The following is a 20,902-nucleotide window of genomic DNA, read 5'->3' as shown; positions in this document are numbered from 1 at the left end:
TTCTTTTAATATGCAAGTATCATGCCAAATTTATTAAATTCTGTATTTTTTGAGTTTTCTAACCACGGTAGGTTGGCTTAAACCGAGCGCTGCCGCTATCTTTGTTGTTGTTCTAAATTGGCGCTTTGCAATTTGAAGACGTTCTTTCTCAACTTTTTCAAGTGACTCTTGTAACGTTTCACTAAAATTATTCATTTCTGAATAACCTTCATCTGGCAGCCTATAATTAATTGGTAGATCGGATGCCTGTATAGTGAATGCATCAGAAGTAACGACCAAACGCTCAATTAGATTCATAAGCTCTCGAACGTTTCCTCTCCATTCATATTGACTCAATTCATGAATAACGAATTTATCAAGGATACGTTTTCGTTTATACTCTTCACAAAAACGGTCAAGAAATGACTGGATTAATGGTAGAATATCTTCTTTTCTATCGTTCAGTGGTGGAATGTTCAAAGGTACGACATTCAGTCTAAAAAACAAATCCTCTCGAAAAGTTTTGTCAAAAACTGCTTGATCTAGGTTTCGATTGGTCGCGCTGAGTAACCGAAAATCTGACTGGATTTCTTTCCCGCCTCCAAGTCGATAGAAGCGCTTTTCTTGAATGAGCTTTAGTACTTTTACTTGATTTTGCAAAGAAAGCTCACCAACTTCATCTAAGAACAACGTGCCTGAAGACGCCATCTCTGCAAGACCCATCCGACCACCTTTTCTGGCACCCGTGAATGACCCCTCTTCATATCCAAACAATTCAGCTTCAAAAAGCGCCTCAGGAATCGCTCCACAATTCACTTCAATAAATGGTCCATCTCTACGATCACTTTTGCGATGGATGTACCTTGCCATTTCTGTCTTTCCTACTCCTGATTCACCAAGTAGTAAAACGTTAACATCCACACCCGCTACTTGTTTGGCTGTTGCCATCACTTTTCTCATCGCTTCGCTTTTGGCAATAATTCCAGTGTCCTCCTGTTGCAGCTTCAGTCTCTCTAGCTCACTTCTTACCCGCTCCATCTCAAGTGACATCTCTTCCATACCTGATTTGATTTCCATTAATTCCGTAATATCATGTGAATAGCTTACAATTCTAACCAACTGACCCCCTTCTTCAAACACAGGCAACCCTGTCACAAGCAATTTTTTTCCTGCAGGCCCTGTTTGGACAAAGGTAACTCGCTTACTAGATTTCAGCACCATCGGAGTAGCCAAGGGGGTAAACAGTCCTTCTTTCTCCAGTTCATAGACGGATCTTCCTATTAAATCATCTGCTTTAACGCCATATACCATGCCTGTACCTTCACTTACTTTTACAATGGTTCCTTCAATATCCGTGACGAGAATATCTTCCTGAAGCGAATGGAAAATGGCCTTATACTCGTTCCACTCTGACATTTAACCACCTCGTTTACTTATTCAATTATGAATAATATTTACTCGAAATTAGAAAACACAATGGATATAGTTACAAAATTCTATTCATTTTTGAATAATCAGACGGTTTTATTTTATCATACCTAGGAGGACAGTGAGGCATATTACTTTTCTGTTTAATAACATCTCGCTAAAATGGATAGTGGAATTGATCGCTAACAAAGGAGGCAACAACATGGTCGCTCTTAAAGGTAAAAATGCTCTCATCACAGGTGCAGCTCGAGGTATTGGTCGAGCTGCAGCCATTGCCCTTGCAAAAGAAGGCGTAAACATTGGCATGATTGCACGTACAGAAGAAACGCTTCAAAACGTTGCAAAAGAAATCGAAGCAGAAGGTGTTAAAGTTTCATATGCTGTAGCAGATATTTCTTCTAATGAAGAAGTAACAACCGCAGTCGCACGTATTAAGGAAGAGCTTGGGGAAACAGACATATTAATTAATAATGCTGGCATTGCAAAATTCGGTGGATTCATGGATCTTGATGTTTCCGAGTGGGAGAAAATTATTCAAGTGAACTTGCTTGGAGCTTACTATGTCACCCGAGCAGTTCTTCCTGACATGATTGAACGTAAAGCAGGAGATATTATTAATGTCTCATCCACAGCTGGTCAAAAGGGTGCTCCAGTCACAAGTGCCTACAGTGCTTCCAAGTTCGGTTTACTTGGTTTAACAGAATCATTGGCTCAGGAAGTAAGAAAGCACGATATCCGTGTTAGTGCGTTAACTCCTAGCACGGTGTCTACTGATTTAGCTGTCGAGAACAACCTAACTGATGGCAATCAGGACAATATGCTTCAGCCAGAAGATATGGCAGAATTTATCGTAGCACAGCTTAAGTTAAATAAACGCGTCTTTATTAAATCAGCAGGACTTTGGACAACAAACCCATAAGAGATACTAGCCAGCCTTATATAAGGCTGGCTATTTTTTCGTTATCGCAACAGCACATTCACTTCTTTCTTATAGGCTCTTTTCTTAAGGCTATGTAAGTTGATTGGAGCGGAAGGTGCTCGACTCCTGCGGGACTAGAGGGACAGGTGAGACCCCACAGGAGCGTTAGCAACGAGGAGGCTCACCGCCCGCCCCGCGGAAAGCGAGCATCCTGGAGCGCAAATCAACCTCTACTCTTATAGAAACAATGTTTACGATATAGTCTTCCTATTAAATATCTTTGCCACATTATTCTTATGGACTATGACAACCTCTCATAAGCGTATTTTGATAAAGTGAACGATTTAGTAAGGAAAGGAGTGCGATGAGGTGAATGAACAACAGCCTCAGCTGATTAGTTCAGTTGATCCCTATGTGTATAAGACACTAAAATCAATCGAGGGAGAAATGATTACAGTCGAAACAACGAAAGGCTCGCTCCGTGGAAAATTGCAAACGGTTATGCCAGATCATATTGTTATTCAAATTAACGAAACACCATTCTTTGTTCGAATCCAACAAATCGTCTGGGTGTTTCCTAACTAGTTCAGACGGGAGGATAATTATGTTTAAGAGAATCAATAAACAGTTAATCGAACTCCCAATTCCTGAATATGGAGATGCAAATGCGGCAGCTGCCGTTCAGGATCTTCTCGGAGGACGTTTCGGGGAAATGTCGACCTTAAACAACTATATGTTTCAATCATTTAGCTTTAGGGAGAAAAAGAAGCTGAAACCGTTCTACGATTTAGTCACAAGCATTACAGCGGAAGAGTTTGGTCATGTTGAACTTGTTACAACTGCAATTAACCTATTAACCAAAGAGAGTTCTTTTCCTGCCCCGCCTGATTTAACTCCTCTTCAAAACGGTAAGGACATGAGGAATACAGCGCAGTTTGTTGCAACAGCTCAAACTGCCCTGGGCGCTGATTCAATGGGAAATTCTTGGCGTGGTGATTATATTTTCAGCAGTGGTAATCTCGTTTTAGACCTGCTTCATAACTTCTTCCTTGAAGTTGGAGCTAGAACTCACAAAATGAGAGTCTACGAAATGACCGACCACCCTACTGCACGTGAAATGATCGGGTATTTACTCGTTCGTGGTGGCACCCATGTTCTTGCATATGCAAAAGCCATTGAAATTGCAACAGGTACTGACTTAACTAAAATGCTGCCCATCCCAAGTCTTGATAATTCAAGCTTTGATTATGCTCGCAAATTTGAGGAGCGTGGGTTAAACAATGTCCTGTATACGTGGAGCAATGAAGATTATCAAGGAATAAAACAAATATGGAAAGGAACTAATCCAGAAAATGGAGAGAGGCTGCGTGTGATTGATGGGGTACCTAAAGGCGCTGCCATTCCTGACCTTGATGATCTCCCTGAAGAATTTGCACCTGGTATCACGAAAGACCACTATGAACAAATTGCCAAACGGTTAATGAGAGATTTATAGAAAAAGCACCTGTCCCAATTGGAGACAGGTGCTTTTGATTACCAGATCGCTTCAACCCATTCAGGGTGATCGATAAACGGATTGCGATTGTGCTGATATTGATCGTAAATAACATTGTTTCGGTTTTCTTCAAAGGAATCAACAGGGTCCATTTCATTCCATGCTTTCAGAACTGATACTTTGCCTATATAAGGTGCTGATCCATTATTCACAAGATCATTCACTTCAAGATCTACTTCACCACTGTCGCCTTCGTAACGAACTGCCATGTAGAAGATCATTCTCGCTACATCACCTTTTACGCTATCACGTGGTTCCCATGAATCACTATCATAATAGTTACCAGGTGCTTCAGGTTGAGGAGATCCACCGTTGTCGAAATCAAGATTTCCACGAGTGCCATTCACTGACACATCAGTTGGTCGTAAATGATGTACATCTGTCCCTGGACCCATCGCTGTACCAAAATCACCATGAGACTTCGCCCAAACATGCTCGCGATTCCAGTCGTCAACATTCCCACCGTTTTCGTATTTACTCTGAGACCTACCACTATAAAGAAGAATAACATTATTAGGATTTGATGGATCTTCATCAGTTACACGTAATGCGTCCCAAACATTACTATAGGAAAGCTCAGTGTGATCATCAATAATCATATGCAACTCAGCTTTAAGAGAGCTCCCAGTCTTGCCCATTGCTGATTGGTAATAAGTATTATCATAAGGAGAAGTTCCATCATTCCCTGAACTACCGTCATCTCCGCTTCCACTTCCATTCAAATCCATTGCGGAAACGCTTTTCATCCCAGGGTGTGCAAAATAATCTGTAAGGGAGCCACTTATTTTAATCATTTTACCAAGTAATTCTGGATTGCTCTTTAATCCATACGATGATCTGAAAGAAGATGGTACTTGAACAAATAACATATTACTCACATTTGTCTCATTTGCATGATCTGCAATAGCTATTGCATAATCATCTGAGAAATTACTAGTTTGAATAGAAGATGAGGACTCTGGCTTACCGACAATATAGCCTTCCACTGCAACTCCAGAACTTCCTTGATTGGCAATGGCTTGATCAACTGAGTAAGGCGATGCTGCTGTCCCTGATCCATCAGCAAAAGATGGCGTAATCGAAAAATACATAACAACAAGTGACATAACAAGCATTAGACAAACTGTTCCATAAATGCGTTTTCTTGTGGTGTTAATTGTTATTTCCCTCCCCTTGTTTATAGCCAAATTATTATAAGGCTCCTTCTAGCTTAAACGTACACTATTAAGTGCTTGGAAACACGATGTAATTGTTCCTCTATTTTCCTTAGTACTATTGGCTTATCAATCATTAATTCGTGTCTTTTTTACTACAAAAATGAAATTCTCAGTGTTTTCCACTCTCCGTGACTTTCATCAAGCTCTGTAGTCAGATATAATCAATGAGGATTGCTAAACAACAAACAAAGGGTGTTTTCCTATGAGTATATTAACCGTGAAAAACCTTACGCACGGATTCGGTGACCGTGCCATATTTGACGATGTATCATTTCGCCTTCTAAAAGGCGAGCATATTGGACTAGTTGGAGCCAATGGTGAAGGAAAATCTACCTTCATGAATATCATTACAGGTAAGCTAGAACCTGATGAAGGTTCTGTTGAATGGTCAAAAAATGTGAGGGTAGGTTATCTAGATCAGCACACTGTTCTTGAACGTGGAATGACGATACGCGATGCACTAAAAGGTGCATTTCAGTACCTGTTTGATTACGAATCTGAAATGAATGAACTATTTGCTAAAATGGGCGAGGCTTCTCCAGAAGAGCTTGAGAAACTTTTGGAAGAAACCGGCACAATGCAAGATATGCTAGCAAACAATGATTTCTATGTGATTGATGCAAAGGTCGAGGAAATTGCACGAGGTCTTGGACTAGACGAGATCGGTCTCGAAAAAGATGTGCAAGATTTAAGTGGTGGCCAAAGAACAAAAGTGCTTCTTGCTAAGCTTCTTCTTGAAAAACCTGATATTCTACTTCTCGATGAGCCTACAAACTATCTTGATGAGCAACATATCGTTTGGCTTAGACGCTATCTACAGGAATATGAAAATGCCTTTATCCTAATTTCGCATGATATTCCATTCCTAAATAGCGTTATTAACTTGATTTACCATATGGAGAATCAAGAATTAACGAGATATGTTGGAGACTATGATAACTTCCTTTCTGTTTATGAAGTGAAGAAACAGCAAGTTGAAGCTGCATTCAAAAAGCAGCAACAGGAAATCTCACAACTAAAAGACTTTGTTGCAAGAAATAAAGCTCGTGTAGCAACACGAAATATGGCCATGTCTAGACAAAAGAAACTCGATAAAATGGATGTTATCGAAATGGCTAAAGAAAAACCGAAGCCAGAGTTCCACTTTAAGCAAGCTCGCGCTTCAGGCAAACTCATTTTTGAAACAAAAGATCTTGTTATCGGCTATGATGAGCCTCTTTCTCGACCACTGAACCTCTCAATGGAAAGAGGACAAAAAGTCGCTCTAATGGGAGCGAACGGTATTGGTAAAACAACTCTTCTTCGCAGTATTCTTGGCGAAATCCAACCAATTAGCGGTTCAGTTGAACTTGGTGACTATCTATATACCGGTTACTTTGAACAGGAGATTAAAACGAGAACATCTAACACGTGTATTGAAGAACTGTGGAGAGAATTCCCTCATTATAGCCAAGCACAAATACGGGCGGCACTTTCCAAATGTGGGTTAACCACGAAACACATTGAAAGCAAAGTGGATGTATTAAGTGGTGGAGAAAAAGCGAAGCTCAGACTATGTAAACTAATGAACACTGAATCGAATCTACTTGTGTTTGATGAGCCGACAAACCACCTTGATGTGGAAGCAAAAGCGGAATTGAAACGTGCTCTGAACGAATATAAGGGAAGCGTCATCCTCATTTCCCACGAACCTGAATTCTATCAAGATATTGCAACAGACGTGTGGAACTGTGAAGATTGGACAACGAAATTAGTGTAATGATTAGAACCTCTATGGAGAATCCATAGAGGTTCTTTGTATTTAATTTAATTAATCTGATATGGCTTCATCTGTGTCTTCTATTGAGTAATCAGGTACTAAAATCTTTCCATTATTCGTCTTATTCGCAAGTGATTTCACAAGTGACTTCGTTAACTTTTTCGGTGGATATGGCTTTATGAGATAGTCACTTGCCCCTAAATCAAAACCTCGTTGTTTTTCTTCGCTTACTGTCGATACAAAAATAGGTATATCTTTCGTATGTTCCTTTTCTTTCACGGCTTTCAAAACATCCCAGCCGTTCATTCTACCATCTAACATGATATCAAGAACAATACCTTGTGGATTCATTGTTTCAAGTAGTTTAATGGCTGTTTCACCGCTCCTACAATGATGAACGGACCAACCATTTTCAGTAATTTCCTCCATCAGCAAAAGAGCTAAACTATCATCGTCTTCAACAATAAGAACAGCTGCATCTCGCTCATCACCTGACTTCTCAAAAAGTAAAGGTTTTTTTCTTGCGATTGGGAAGAAAAGTGTAAATGTACTGCCTATGCCTAAAACAGAAGTTACAGTTACATCTCCTTTATGTGCGGCCATAATCTCTTTTGATATCGCGAGACCAAGTCCCGTTCCTCCAATCTGGCGTCTATCAGAATTATCAACTCGATAAAATTTGGTGAATAATTTGGAAAGTGCGTCCTCAGGAATTCCAAGGCCTTCATCTTTAATATCAACAAACAATCCTTCATGCTTCTCATAGAATCGAATGACAATGGAACCGCCATGTGGAGAATATTTAACCGCATTACTTATAAAGTTATTGAATACCTGCTTAACTTTATCAGCGTCTCCTGTAACTTCGTGCTTATCCGCTGAATCCTCAATGATAAAGGAATGTTTTGTAGTATTAACTCGATAACTATCAAGTACTTCTTCTACGATTTCTTTTAGATTAATGTGCACTTTCTCGTAATTCTGTTTACCAGCTTCCATTCGCTGTATATCTAGAAAATCATTAATTAACGATGTTAATCGTTTAGCTTCTTTATAAATAGTATTTAAATATTTTTTCTGCTTCTCTGGCTTTAATTCCTTCGCAAGCATTAGTTCTGTAAAACCTAGCACACTTGAAAGCGGAGTACGAAGTTCATGACTAACTGTGCTTACAAACTCGTTTTTCATTTCATCAACCTGGTGTTCACGGGTAATATCTCTATGAACAAAAATGGATCCAATAAACTTATCAGCATTATAGATATGCTCATAGTACATTTGAATGAACAAAGACGACTCAGTATTAGTTTGATAAATAAGCTCACTTTCTTTAGGTTTCACTCCAGCAATTACGTCACGAATGTATTCCTGAACAGCGTCACGATCCTCTGAATCGACCTGTTGAAGAAACTTTGTGCTCCACTCATTATACGACTTTTCTTGTTCATCATCAGGGAAGCAAGCATCAAGCATTGTACACATTTGATCATTCACCGCTCGTGTTGTGCCTTCTCTGTCAACAAGTTGAATGCCTTCTCGAATGGTATTTAATATTTCCATGTTTACCATACGCTCATTCTCAGTTGTTTCGTATAATCTTAACTTATCAAGTGCAAGAGAGATTTGACGAGTAAGGCCTGATAATTCCTGTAATTCCTGCTCTATAAAATCCTTTCCTATTCGCGTAATACATAGGATAGCAACAACGGTATCATCTGAAAGAATTGGAAGATAAAGATCACTTGAGTTCGCTTCTCCCTCATGATAGCCTTGTTCGCCTTCAGTCATCTTTCTTCTTACAATATGGTATCTTTTCTGCTCTATCACTTTAACGGCTGGACCATCTATCATTCGATCAATCCATTGATGAACTTTGTCTTGGTTAATTCCCAGCGAAGCATAATCTTTACTTTGATTCAGCATCACGATTAACCCTTTGTCAGAATTAAGAATATGAATCATATTGGTTATGATACTTTGAAGCAGCTCATTCTTATTCAGAGTAGATGCAAGTGATCGATTTAACTCATTACGATGTTCAAGAACAAGTTTTTGTACATTCATTTCTCGTACATTTTGTTCAAGTTCACCCTTACTACCTTTTAATTCTTCACTTTGCTTAACTAGTGCTTCATTTGTTGATATTAGTGCTCTCTCATTTTGCTGTATGTTGGTTACCATTAAATTAAAAGCTCTAGCTAGCTCACCAAGCTCATCTGCTCTTCGAACATGAGGCATCTCTACGCTTTCTCCTGAAGATACCTGACTTGAAGCAACCGCCAATTCCTGCAAAGGCTTACCGATTCGTCGCGCCATAATTCCAGCTAAAATGGTTGCGACTATTAATAGAAAAATGACAAAAACAACAAAGAGAAACTGTATATTTGCCAAACGTTCAATGAGTTCCTCTTCAGTGGCATAAATTTCATCTTCAATTATCGTAACGAGTTCTCTCATGCGATCTTGCATCGTGTACACCAAGTCGCTTCCACCGCCAGCTTGAGAGAGGTTTCTAAGTCCACTCGTATTATCGTTCTCAACATATGTTATTGCTTGATTTAATAGCGCATCATATCTAATCAAGTAGTTTCTTAAATCTTCGATAAAAGCACTCTGATCACTGTTCGTAATTCGCTCGTCAAGATCATCGATTTTTTGATCAATGGTTTTCTGTTCTTTACGATACTCATTCAAAAAAGGAGATTCTAAACGAAATGCTAAGTAGCCCCTTGCTTCAAAAAACATATGATTTAGACTGTCCTCAAGTTGAACTGCATATTGCTGCTCAGTCCTGAGTTCATTAACCTTTGTTCGGTATTTCTGTTCAATTGAATGGCTATACACTCCTAATGCAATAGCTGAAAGAAGGATAAGAATAAGGAAGCCACTCATAAACCAGATAAACTGCCGTGATAAGCTCGTTTTCCATCGCTTATTCACTAAGAATACCTTCTACTACTTCAGCAAGCTCAACAGGACTGAAAGGTTTAGATATATAATAGTTAGCACCAGCTTGTCGCGCAACTTCTTCATCCTTCTTCTGCGCCTTCGCTGTTAACATCATTATTTTAACTTCTTCTTTTCCCTCATCACGAACCTTCTTAATTACTTCCAGTCCTGTCATTTCAGGCATCATATAATCAAGGAGTACAAGATCATAATCGTTTGATTGAATAAGATTGTACGCTTCCCCACCATCAGACGCTTCGTCAATCTCGTACCCATCATCTTCTAACGTATCTACAATTAACATACGTAGAATTTCTTCATCATCTGCAACTAATAGTTTTGGAGCCATGCTGTTCACCCATTCCTTTTGATAATAAAAATGATAGAGGGGATATCCCCTCTACTATTTATATCGACCAAACTCATCTTGCATAATATAGTACGATTGTTTTAACCTTTCGTGGTAATCTGGTTCAGTCCACTTTTTCCAATTAAACTCGTAGAACTGGTTCATAGAAAGAAGATTGTCTTTCATCTCTGGAGCTGTATCACTAATTGATGAAATGGATACGTCAGGCTCTTTAACATCACCTTCATAATTGACGACCCCTACTTTAAACACTTCTGCTTTCTTAGAAGTTTTTATTCCACCGTTCCACATATCACCCATTATTTCTTTTGTACTCGGATCCTTCACATTGAAAAGAGCCCACGGTAGTCGAATTTCGATTGAATTATCTTTGATAATAAAGTCTGAAAGAGAATTATATTCTTCACTCTCAGGATTAGCGTTACCATATTTGAGAAGACCTGTTTCATAAGAATCAAAAGGAAGCGTCTTATCCTGATTCGGTATTGTTAATTCTTTATTCAGGGCCAAACGAATTGGATGAAAAATATTATTATCCTTTTCTTTGGCATACTCCTGTTTACTTATTAATCCAAGATCTTCACCGTACTGGTAATAAAACGAATCATAGTGACTTTGCACTGTGAGCCTTGATTGATTTTCTCCTGCAAGGTTCAAAATAAAATCAATACCAGAAGATGTTGTTAATTCAGGGTTTTTAGACAATTGTTTACTTCCCTGGCCGCTAATCGTATCAAAGAGCAACATCGTTTTTTCTTTTTCCAAACGTTCTTTTGACATATTTTCATAATCCAGACGGAAGTATATATATTTCTCATCACTTGTCATAGATAAACTCTTAAAGTTCTCATCATTACTGTCTGACTGATAAAGCGGCTTAATTTCAGCCTCTTTCCAATCCTCTAAATTCCCATCAACCTTGATCGTAAGTTCTTTACCTGGATCAAAACTTAACAGACCAAACTGCTGTTCATTCGTTTGATCGTTTGACCAGAATGGACGGCGATCGGAATTATCGTAATCCATCGTATTCCAGGTTCGCTTAAACCATTCATCCTGCCAGGAAAACACAAGTCCACCCGCATAATCCTCTGAGACAATGTTTTCAAATAGCTTTGCATCTGTATGTCCCTGCTCTACTTCAGAGTTACCTCCCTGATTCATCCCGTACACATTCCTATGCGTCATTCCTCTTGAAGCGGGTACACCAAATTCAGCAACAAGAACTGGCATCCTATGAACCTTCCTAAGTGAATTCAGATAGCCAGCATAATTGTTCTTCTCACCATTCTCATCAACATAGTTCACATACTCTTCTTCGTAGTTTAGGAAATCAGGATAATAAGGATAAATATGATAAGAAGCAAATTGACCAGCGTAATAATTATCATTTAGTTCAATGACATTTGGATCAACAGAAACAAGGTCTTCCTCTTTTGAAGGCTCTGCCGGATGCTCAAGTAAGTCCGTTGTAACCCAATTGGAGAAGCTTACTGGTCTTTGCCAATTATATTGATCCATTTCATAACTCAATGTATCGTCCATCATTTCTGCAACCCAAATTTCAAATGGACTCGCACTATTTGTATTCAAATAATTGCCTTTGTATTGAGCAATCCCTTCATGTTTCTCGTTGGTCGAGACAACTAATTCTGGATCCCACTCAATACCAAGTACCCAACCGATCACATATGGAGAAACGTCTGCTGTATACCTTCCACTCGCGTGTCCTGGCTTTTCCTTAATTGACGCATTGCCATGAATGATATCGACTGTGTCTTTAATAGCCTTTTCTAATAGTTTCATATTTTTCTCTTCAAAAGAATCCTCTGATTCAAGCAATGGCTCTTCTTCTACCCATACACCATGGAAGAGATACAAAGATTCCTCTGCTTTACTGTTATATTCCAGTAAAGCTTCATAGAAGGCTGGTGGGTGAATGGTATAGATTCGTATTGCATTCGCATTCATCTCACCTATATGTTCAAACCATCTCAAATACTCAGATTTTGTAATCGCTGTCTCTCCTGGGAAGTAACCGGGCTTGGCAATGCCCATGTTCACCCCTTTAATTAGGAGATCCTCCCATTCTCCGTCTTTATACACCTGAAGCTTGTCCTCACCAACATGCCCAGCAACTTGAACTCCGTCTACAGAATAAACCTCAATAGATGGCTTTACTTGTTGCTCTTCTGGAGATTTGACGTTACGGAGAATTGCTTCCATCAATGGCATATACATTTTCCAATAAAATGCTTCGAGCGCTTCATTATCTCCCGTCAACAGGAGACGATTAATAGTCGGTAGCCCCTTATACTGATAGAAATCAAAGTCTGAGTCATGATCAGCATAATCTCCCGCAAAGTAATACGTTTGATTATGATGAATGACAGCTGGAAAAGTAAGCGGAATCCCCTTATCCTCTAGCTTTTTTTCTGTTTCTTTGTTTACATCAAGAGTATAATCAACAAGCACTTCATTACTATTCAATGGTTCAACAATATCGAACCAATAGTGATAGGACATTGACTCCTTTGCAAGATCGTTTTGAAACAATGTTCTTCCCTCTTCATTGAAAGTAAATTGCACCGTATTTTCTCCGATGTCCTCTTCTTCAACTACAACAATGGAATCATCTTCATTAACGAAAATGAGACCCGCTTTAGTGAAGTTCCATTTTTCATCGGTTTGTTTTTCATAGTTACTTATTGCCCAAGAAGGAACTTCTCCACCTTTGGATAGGTTTTCAAAATATCGACCAATCCAACCTGACCATTCAAGGTTCAAAAGAGAAGAAAGATCCTGTCTTGCTCGTTTCTCTGTTGGACTACCGAAAGCATTGAATTCAGCTATAAATGTCGAACCTTTTTGAACAGCCTCTGAGATGACACTAACTTCTTCTTCTTTCATTCCACCGTAAATGAGATCTGAACGGTCTCCGTCAAAATTTGCACCATAGAAATCTTCCTCATATACACCATAAGAATCTGCTAAATAAATTAAATCCTTACCTACTAATGATTCAGGGAATTCAGTAATGTCATAACTTTTTCCTGCCCCGGGATGGAACCCTGCGTAATCCTCTTTTGGTAAATAAGGAGAACCATCTTCTCCTATCCACTTCTTATAATTAAGGATCCAGGTCAAGCCTTTGTGCTCGCGGTACGTATTGTCTGGAACTGTTTTATCAATGATAAAAACATTCCTCGTCTTTTCTTCCTGAGTGCTCCATACAATGATTGGAATACATAAGATCAATACAAGAACAATCAAGCCTGCAGCGAAACCAATACTAGTTGAACGGTTTATCCATCTACGCACTTATTTAGAAACTCCTTTTCTACTCATTTCTCCCCAACTGTTGTTACCTTTAATAAGCTGGATAATTCCCTCAACTCGCCAGAACACTGTTAATGGTCTAAACCAAAAAGCTTCGGAAAGCGAGTAAACATACAACCTAACGAGGTCAATTACTTTCGGATAACGTCTTAAGCTCCATTCTTCCAGAAGTACTGCGCTCATTGAGAGAAGTGAGCCATAGATAATCGCTAACATAAACAATAGAAGTGCGAACGAAGTATAGATTCCACCAACAAATGGAGATAAAATCATGATGATATATCCAATCAGTTCAATAACAGGACCTAGGAATTCTACAATGAAGAAATATGGCATCGATATCATACCAACAAGACCATACTTCGGATTGAACAACATCTTCCTATTATGCCAAAGACTTTCAAACAACCCTCGATGCCACCGACTTCGTTGTCTTCTTAGAATTTTGGAAGACTCAGGGGCTTCCGTCCAACAAACCGGATCAGGTACATAAACAATTCGTTTTCCCGACTTCTCTTCTTTAATTAATTTATGTAATCGGACCACGAGATCCATATCTTCCCCAACTGTATTCGTTCTATAACCATTTACTTTGATAACACTTTCTCGATGGAATACACCAAAGGCACCAGAAATAATTAATAGAAGGTTGTGTCGTGATAGACCAATTCTCCCCATTAGGAAAGCTCTAAAATACTCAATAACTTGCATAATGACAAGAGGACTTTTCGAAAGTTCAACCTTCATCACTTCTCCACGTTCAATTGTACAGCCATTTGCTATCCTGACACTTCCACCAACCGCTACAATATCTTCTTTAGAATCAATGATCGGCTTCATTACTTTAGCAAATGCATCACGTTCAATAATCGAGTCGCCATCCAATGAACAGAAATAAGGATATTGGGCGACATTAATGCCTGCATTAAGAGCGTCTGCCTTACCACCATTTAGTTTGTCGATCACATATAAATTCTCATAGATAGGCGATTGGTAGACCTGTACGATCTCATTAGAACTTACTTGCTTTCGAATAGCCTTCTCCACCTTAACCATTTCGAAGTTTGCTATCATTTCCTTCAATGTATTATCTTTTGAGCCATCATTAATCACAATCACTTCATATTCTGGATAATTAATGCTAAGAAGCGAACGAACACTAGGAACTATTCCAGCTTCTTCGTTATAAGCAGGAACAAGAATCGATACTGGCCTTGTAAAAGATGACTGGGCTACTTCCTCATACGGCTCATATTGATCCAAATTATACTCTTTTCGAAGCTGCAGAGCTGAAATAATAAATAATATGAAATAAAATACGATGATACCAACCATATAAATAGCTACAAAAAATGTAAAAACAATTAGTAGTGTTGAAAAAATACTAGCGAACGACACTCTTTTTCCCCTTCCTAAAAAGCCATTCAGTAGCTATATCCCTGGCAAAACGATCAACATGTGTATTAGCTACATCTTCTAAAATCTCCTGGCCGTTTTGCTGAGCAATAATAGACTCTGCTGCAGTCGTTCTCACCCACCAGTTTTCATCAGTAAGGAGAAGCAACAAATCGTCAATAAATCGCTTATCTCTCAGAGGTTTGATTAATCTTGCAGCCATCATTCTCTCTTGCCACGTTTCCCCATGCAGAGAAGGTTTTATTTTCTCAACATCTGTTAAATAACCAACCTTAACTAGAGATTTTAATGCCCTAATCCTTGATTCTGCATTCTCAGACAGTAAATAGAATTCAATAGTGGGAATGTAGGTATAATCACCTCGATCACCCATTGCCTCAATTAAAGAAAACTGAATCGTTAAAGGGAAATTTTCAATGACTTTCGTGAACTTATTAAACAATCGTTCATCTAGTCTCGTAAATAGATCTAAGTAATAAAAACTTGGGAATTCTCTCTCTTCTTTTAAAAGAATGGAATATATTCGATCATCTTGAAGATTGGCGAGGATCCTTAATATTTGTATAGATTCTATGTCACTAGTGCGTTTCTCATTGTAAATGGTTACGCAGTCTTCTATTAGAGAGACCATTCGAAACTTTTCAATCCGATGAAGTGTATTCATTCGAATACTCCATCTACCATGTCTGAGCCTTTTTTTATAATAATTATGGAAGACTTGTTCAGCTAACTCCTCAATCCTAATTGAAGTGTCTGTATTTCCTTTCATCAAAGAATAGTATTTTGCAAGTACCTCTTCAAATGCATCCATCATGGACGGCTGATCCGGGACGACAAGGTTTTCCTTCCCGCGAATTGCTGAATCAATATGTTTAAGATAGTATTTCTTCCAATGTTCCTTTTGTCTTTCGAATTTATTAGAGTGAATCTTTCGGATAACCAGAAAAATAAAAAGCACATTTAAGACTATAAAAAGCATTAGTGAAATTTGGAAAATTATAAATATTCCATTCATATAGCCGACTCACTCTTTCTCTTAAATCATTTTCTGTATAAGCCTTCGAATTCTCGCTTCTAGTTCCACCATACTAAAAGGCTTCGTAATATAATCATCGGCACCTAGCTCCAAAGCTTTAACTATATCTTTCTCGGATTTCCTTCCAGTCAGCATCATGACCGTATAGCGACCACCGCTTTCATTGCGCAGTTTGCGAAGTACTTCAATTCCATCCATACGGGGCATGATGCCATCTAGCAATACAAGGCATGAAGAATTTCCTTGATGCCAGCTATCTTCAAAGAAACTTTCGCCTTCTCGATAACTTCTTACCTCTATTTCATATCTTCCGTCAGATTGAAACTGTTGAAGTTGAGATGTTAATAATGTCCTCATGATTTCATCATCATCTACCACTGCAATACGAATCGTTTTCATTGGTTTCGAATTAACGAGATTACTCTCATAAACGATGATTTGATTTCGGCCATTCGCTTTTGCTCGATACAATGCTTCATCTGCTTGATTTAGTAGTTCTTTATTTGAAGATACGGAATCAATATCTACAACGCCTCCAGAGAATGTAACTGAAAAGGTCTCCTTCTTAACACGAAACGTTTTGGATCGAAATCCACTAAGAAGACGACTAAGAAACTTTTCTGCCTGAGTAGCAGTTGTATCCGGTAAAATAAGGACAAATTCTTCACCACCATAGCGAATAAGTGTATCTGTACGTCTTTTCTCATTCATAATATAATGAGAGAGTTTTTTCAGTACCTGATCTCCAATCAAGTGACCAAAACGATCATTAACCGATTTAAAATGGTCAATATCAAACATTGCAAGAGAAGCTTTATCACCATTTCGTACAAGGTCATAGCGCATATAATTCAGTTGTGTTTCTAGGAACTTGCGATTGTAGGCCCCAGTCAATTCATCTGTTAATACAGAATGAACGACCGTTTTACGCTTCTTAATTTTAAGATTCACCCGTAATAAGTACTCTTCAATTGATACATCATGACCAAGAAAATCATCCGCCCCAAAATTGTAACCTTCTATTCGATTTGATATTGAGCTCTCGGAATCTGTCAAAATTAATGGAATAAATTGCAATTCTGCCTTCTCTCTCATTTCTTTTGCAATTCCAAATTCATCTGCCTCAACCAATTGAAAATCTACTATGATGCAATCTGGATGCATGTCGTATAAAGCTGTGTGAGCTTTTGAGAGATCCATAGCCGCAAACACGAGATAACCTTCTTTTTCTAAATTGGCTTTCATCTCAATTAAATTCATTGGGTTTGGATGAATTAACATAATCATTCTTTTTACTTCAGACTCTTTATCTTCACCATTATATAATGCTGCTTGCTCGAGTATTTCATCCATAACATTTTCTAGAAGCTTAATCGTTTCTTCATTGCTGAATGAACGCTCACTTTCTACTTCAAATTGTGTAAGTAGAGCTTCTGCCTTTTCAGCAGCCTGTCCATATCCCACTGTTCCAGCAGTCCCTTTAAACGTATGTAAGAACTGATATAATTCTTTCTCTGATATGCTCTCGTTTCTAGCTTTGATTTCCTCGTATTTATCTTTCATATTCGAGACGAATTTCTTCCTGTATTTTTCCAATTAAAAAGCCCCCTATTGATGCAAAGAGTGAAAATTGTCGAATCACTAAATACTTTCATCATAGTTTAGATTAAGACCTCGTACAAGATTTATTGTGTAAGTTTTCCAGCTAATCTAGTAAACAGGTAAATAGGAGCGGCACGAACTTCACACACCTCTATCTACGGTGAAAATAGTAGCAATAATAATGAAGGAAGACAGAAAGACCTTATTCTTTACTTTCACTCCATTCGACTGTAGACTACTCTTTATGGTTTTATTTACCTAGGTAAACTTTCGAATGGAGGAAAATATGGTTTCGACAAATGACATCTTTCACACACTTCATCAACAAGTTCGCTATATTACAAAAGAAATGAATGAGAAGCTTAAAGCTTATAATCTCTATAGTTCGCAATGGTCCATCCTCTACTGCCTTGACCAATTCGGTCCAATGAAACAAACAGATATCTGGCAGTATTTAAATGTCGAGGCACCTACTACGACACGAACGCTCGCTCGAATGGAAAAAAACAATTGGGTTGTTCGATTAGAAGGAAAAGATAAGCGTGAGCGAATCGTTCAATTAACTGACAATGCAAAGCTTCTAATACCAGAAATCAAAGAGTCCATTCATCAAATGGAACAATCGCTCCTTAAAAACTTAGATTCTAATGAAATACAGCAGTTTCATACTCTCTTAAAGAAAATCGGTTATAAAGGGGTTGACGTAAATGTCTACTAAACGACCAATTTGGACGAAGAGCTTCATCAATATATTTGTTAGTAATTTGTTTGTATTTATTGTTTTCTATGCACTCTTAACGTTACTCCCAATTTACGTAACAGATGCAATTGGAGGTAGTGAATCACAAGCGGGGTTAATTATTACGATCTTCTTGCTGTCTGCTATTATTGTCCGTCCTTTTTCTGGCAGATTAATTGATCGTTTTGGCAAAAAGAAAATGCTTGTGACAAGTGCAGGATTCTTTGCTATCACATCATTTATCTATCCACTAGTAGATCACTATTTTGCTTTGTTGCTACTTCGCTTCTTCCATGGTGTTTGGTTTAGTATCGTAACAACAGCTGCAGGAGCTATTGCTGCCGACTCTATCCCTAGAGAACGTCGTGGGGAGGGCCTAGGATACTTTGCGATGTCTATGAATCTAGCAGTTGTGACAGGGCCATTTATCGCTCTTACTCTTCTTCAATTCGTTTCTTATGTGACGATCTTCCTTATCCTTAGCGCCATTATGATCGTAGGGGTCCTATGTACACTTGGAATCAAAACGATTGAAAATAGTGCACCTGTTAAAACTTCCAAACTAGCATTTGAAGATTTGTTTGAGAAAAAGTCATTTCCCATCGCAATCGTCGGACTTTTTGTCGCTTTCTCGTATGCGAGCGTCATTTCATTTATTTCACTATACGCTAAATCACTCGGTCTACTTGATGCAGCAGGATTCTTTTTCGCAGTATTCGCAGTCGCTATGCTCGTTTCAAGACCATTTACTGGACGATTGTTTGATACGAGGGGGCCAAATACTGTGATCCTCCCTGCTTTTGTTTTATTTGCGATTGGTCTTATGACTCTGAGCTTCACAAACGTTGCATGGATGCTCCTTCTGGCTGGAGCTTTCATTGGGCTAGGGTATGGATCAATCGTACCAAGCTTCCAAACTTTAGCCATTCAGGCTGCACCTGAATCACGAAGTGCTCATGCGACAGCTACGTTCTTCACCTTTTTCGATACTGGAATTGCTACAGGATCCTATGTCCTTGGAATTATTGTAACAACGATGGGTTACGCCAATTTGTATATGAGTCTCTCGATTTTCGTGATTGGTATTCTTTTCTTCTATCAATGGGTACGAAAACAAAACCGAACAAGGAAACAACTGCAATCTCAAACGAATTACTAAGGAAATGCTTACCATAGCGATTTAATGGGTTGAAGTATGGTGGAATAATGAGCTATCATTGGAGAATCTTATTTTTCATGAGAGCGAGTTGACAACAGTGCAAGTAATTGAAGCAATTAATGCTATTCTTTGGGGACCAATCATGATTACTCTCCTTCTAGGAACTGGACTCTTTTTCACAATTCGTCTTGGATTAATCCAGTTTACAGGGCTAAAAGAAGGTTTTCGTCAAACGTTCGGTCCTCTTTTCTCTAAAAAGAAACAGGACGGTATATCATCTTACCAAGCTCTTTCAACAGCTATTGCAGCGCAAGTGGGGACAGGAAACTTAGCTGGTGTCGCTACAGCCATCGCTGCTGGTGGTCCAGGAGCCATCTTCTGGATGTGGATTTCTTCATTTCTTGGAATGGCCACTATTTTTGCTGAAGCCGTCCTTGCTCAGAAATATCGAGTGAAAGAAAATGGAACTGTAAAAGGTGGTCCCGCTTATTACATCCGTGATGGTCTAGGAAGCAAAAAGATGGCAGCCTTTTTCGCAGTCGCCATCATTGCTGCTCTTGGATTTGTAGGCAACATGGTTCAGTCCAATTCTATTGCAGAAGCGTTCAATACTGCATTTCAAATTCCACCATTAGTTATTGGAATTGCAGTAGCGTTTCTGATCAGTTTAATTTTGTTTGGTGGTATTAATCGAATTGCCAAATTTGCTGGTAACGTTGTCCCTGTAATGGCACTTCTCTATATTGTCGGGGCTTTTATCATTCTTATTCTTCAATATGACCAGGTGCTTCCTGCACTCTCACTCATTGTTGAATCGGCCTTCACCCCTGAATCTGCTGGGGGCGGTGTACTAGGTGCATCAATTAAAGAAGCAATACGATACGGTGTTGCAAGAGGATTATTCTCAAATGAAGCAGGTATGGGGTCTACTCCACATGCACATGCTGTTGCCGAGGTGAGACATCCAGCACAGCAAGGATTTGTTGCAATGGTTGGCGTTCTGATTGACACAGTCATCATCTGTACGGCGACAGCCCTTGTCATTCTCGTTACAGATGGTGCGAATTCGAACCTGACAGGCATTGAGCTTACACAAGCTAGTTTCACGAGTGGACTAGGAAGCTTTGGTGTGTACTTCATTGCGTTCAGTCTTTTGTTCTTTAGTTTCACAACAATACTTGGTTGGGCTTATTTCGGTGAAACAAACGTAAATTATTTATTTGGTGAAAAAGGTGTTCCTTATTATCGTGCAGCTGTTCTTTTCTTCATTATTGGTGGTACAGTTCTAAACGTTCCATTTGTTTGGCAGCTAGCGGATACTTTTAACGCATTTATGGTATTACCTAACGTCATAGCCTTAATTGCTCTAAGTAGCGTTGTAAAAAAGACATATAATGAATTCACCACCTAAAAAACGATGCACCCTCGGGTGCAT

General features: G+C 38.8%; 15 protein-coding genes. 7 read left to right on the top strand and 8 right to left on the bottom strand.

The window, feature by feature from the left end:
• Window positions 1-33: 33 nt before the first annotated feature.
• Window positions 34-1,395, bottom strand: coding sequence for a sigma-54 interaction domain-containing protein (locus tag FBF83_RS17275; protein WP_136948398.1), 1,362 nt, complete (start codon window positions 1,393-1,395; stop codon window positions 34-36).
• Window positions 1,396-1,609: 214 nt separating this feature from the next.
• Between FBF83_RS17275 and FBF83_RS17270 the strand changes: the two genes are divergently transcribed.
• The 3 genes from FBF83_RS17270 (at window position 1,610) to FBF83_RS17260 (ending at window position 3,821) form a co-directional block, all read left to right on the top strand.
• Window positions 1,610-2,326, top strand: coding sequence for a 3-ketoacyl-ACP reductase (locus tag FBF83_RS17270; protein ID WP_136948397.1), 717 nt, complete (start codon window positions 1,610-1,612; stop codon window positions 2,324-2,326).
• A gap of 369 nt (window positions 2,327-2,695) precedes the next feature.
• Entirely contained in the window at window positions 2,696-2,911 is a 216-nt protein-coding gene (locus tag FBF83_RS17265) for a YuzF family protein (RefSeq protein WP_136948396.1), read from the top strand.
• A 19-nt stretch (window positions 2,912-2,930) separates the two neighbouring features.
• On the top strand, window positions 2,931-3,821 hold the full coding sequence (locus FBF83_RS17260) for a manganese catalase family protein (RefSeq protein ID WP_136948395.1): 891 nt from the start codon (window positions 2,931-2,933) through the stop codon (window positions 3,819-3,821).
• A 38-nt stretch (window positions 3,822-3,859) separates the two neighbouring features.
• On the opposite strand, the gene FBF83_RS17255 is transcribed toward FBF83_RS17260, so the two are convergent.
• A complete protein-coding gene (locus FBF83_RS17255) occupies window positions 3,860-4,987 on the bottom strand; it encodes an endonuclease (protein ID WP_420875144.1) in 1,128 nt (375 codons plus the stop codon).
• A gap of 313 nt (window positions 4,988-5,300) precedes the next feature.
• Here FBF83_RS17255 and FBF83_RS17250 point away from each other — a divergent pair, with 313 nt between their 5' ends.
• Complete coding sequence (locus FBF83_RS17250; RefSeq protein ID WP_136948394.1) at window positions 5,301-6,857, top strand: ABC-F family ATP-binding cassette domain-containing protein; 1,557 nt, start codon at window positions 5,301-5,303, stop codon at window positions 6,855-6,857.
• A 51-nt stretch (window positions 6,858-6,908) separates the two neighbouring features.
• On the opposite strand, the gene FBF83_RS17245 is transcribed toward FBF83_RS17250, so the two are convergent.
• From FBF83_RS17245 to FBF83_RS17220, 6 genes are read right to left on the bottom strand one after another with little or no spacing between them, the layout of a single operon-like run.
• Window positions 6,909-9,797: an ATP-binding protein gene (locus FBF83_RS17245; protein WP_136948393.1), complete on the bottom strand. Its 2,889-nt coding sequence runs from the start codon at window positions 9,795-9,797 to the stop codon at window positions 6,909-6,911.
• Window positions 9,790-10,155, bottom strand: coding sequence for a response regulator transcription factor (locus tag FBF83_RS17240; protein ID WP_136948392.1), 366 nt, complete (start codon window positions 10,153-10,155; stop codon window positions 9,790-9,792). Before FBF83_RS17240 ends, FBF83_RS17245 begins: the two co-directional genes overlap by 8 nt.
• Before the next feature lie 54 nt (window positions 10,156-10,209).
• A complete protein-coding gene (locus FBF83_RS17235; RefSeq protein ID WP_169525597.1) occupies window positions 10,210-13,497 on the bottom strand; it encodes a hypothetical protein in 3,288 nt (1,095 codons plus the stop codon).
• The gene (locus FBF83_RS17230; RefSeq protein ID WP_136948474.1) at window positions 13,498-14,850 is read right to left on the bottom strand and encodes a glycosyltransferase family 2 protein; all 1,353 of its coding nucleotides are present in this window, start codon (window positions 14,848-14,850) and stop codon (window positions 13,498-13,500) included.
• A gap of 49 nt (window positions 14,851-14,899) precedes the next feature.
• Window positions 14,900-15,946 carry a HEAT repeat domain-containing protein gene (locus FBF83_RS17225; protein ID WP_136948391.1) on the bottom strand — a complete coding sequence of 349 codons (1,047 nt, stop codon included), beginning with the start codon at window positions 15,944-15,946 and terminating at the stop codon, window positions 14,900-14,902.
• A 21-nt stretch (window positions 15,947-15,967) separates the two neighbouring features.
• Complete coding sequence (locus FBF83_RS17220; protein ID WP_136948390.1) at window positions 15,968-17,563, bottom strand: diguanylate cyclase; 1,596 nt, start codon at window positions 17,561-17,563, stop codon at window positions 15,968-15,970.
• 292 nt (window positions 17,564-17,855) lie between these two features.
• Between FBF83_RS17220 and FBF83_RS17215 the strand changes: the two genes are divergently transcribed.
• The 3 genes from FBF83_RS17215 to FBF83_RS17205 all read left to right on the top strand — a co-directional run bounded on the left by FBF83_RS17215 (window position 17,856) and on the right by FBF83_RS17205 (window position 20,878).
• A complete protein-coding gene (locus FBF83_RS17215) occupies window positions 17,856-18,287 on the top strand; it encodes a MarR family winged helix-turn-helix transcriptional regulator (protein WP_136948389.1) in 432 nt (143 codons plus the stop codon).
• Window positions 18,277-19,467: an MFS transporter gene (locus FBF83_RS17210; protein WP_136948388.1), complete on the top strand. Its 1,191-nt coding sequence runs from the start codon at window positions 18,277-18,279 to the stop codon at window positions 19,465-19,467. Before FBF83_RS17215 ends, FBF83_RS17210 begins: the two co-directional genes overlap by 11 nt.
• Before the next feature lie 97 nt (window positions 19,468-19,564).
• On the top strand, window positions 19,565-20,878 hold the full coding sequence (locus tag FBF83_RS17205; protein WP_240688144.1) for an alanine/glycine:cation symporter family protein: 1,314 nt from the start codon (window positions 19,565-19,567) through the stop codon (window positions 20,876-20,878).
• Window positions 20,879-20,902: the final 24 nt, after the last annotated feature.

Origin of the sequence: Guptibacillus hwajinpoensis, assembly GCF_005144865.1 — a bacterium.
Taxonomy (GTDB): domain Bacteria; phylum Bacillota; class Bacilli; order Bacillales; family Guptibacillaceae; genus Guptibacillus; species Guptibacillus hwajinpoensis_A.
The sequence above is the reverse complement of the archived record's forward strand: the minus strand, read 5'-3'. Positions and strand labels throughout refer to the sequence as shown.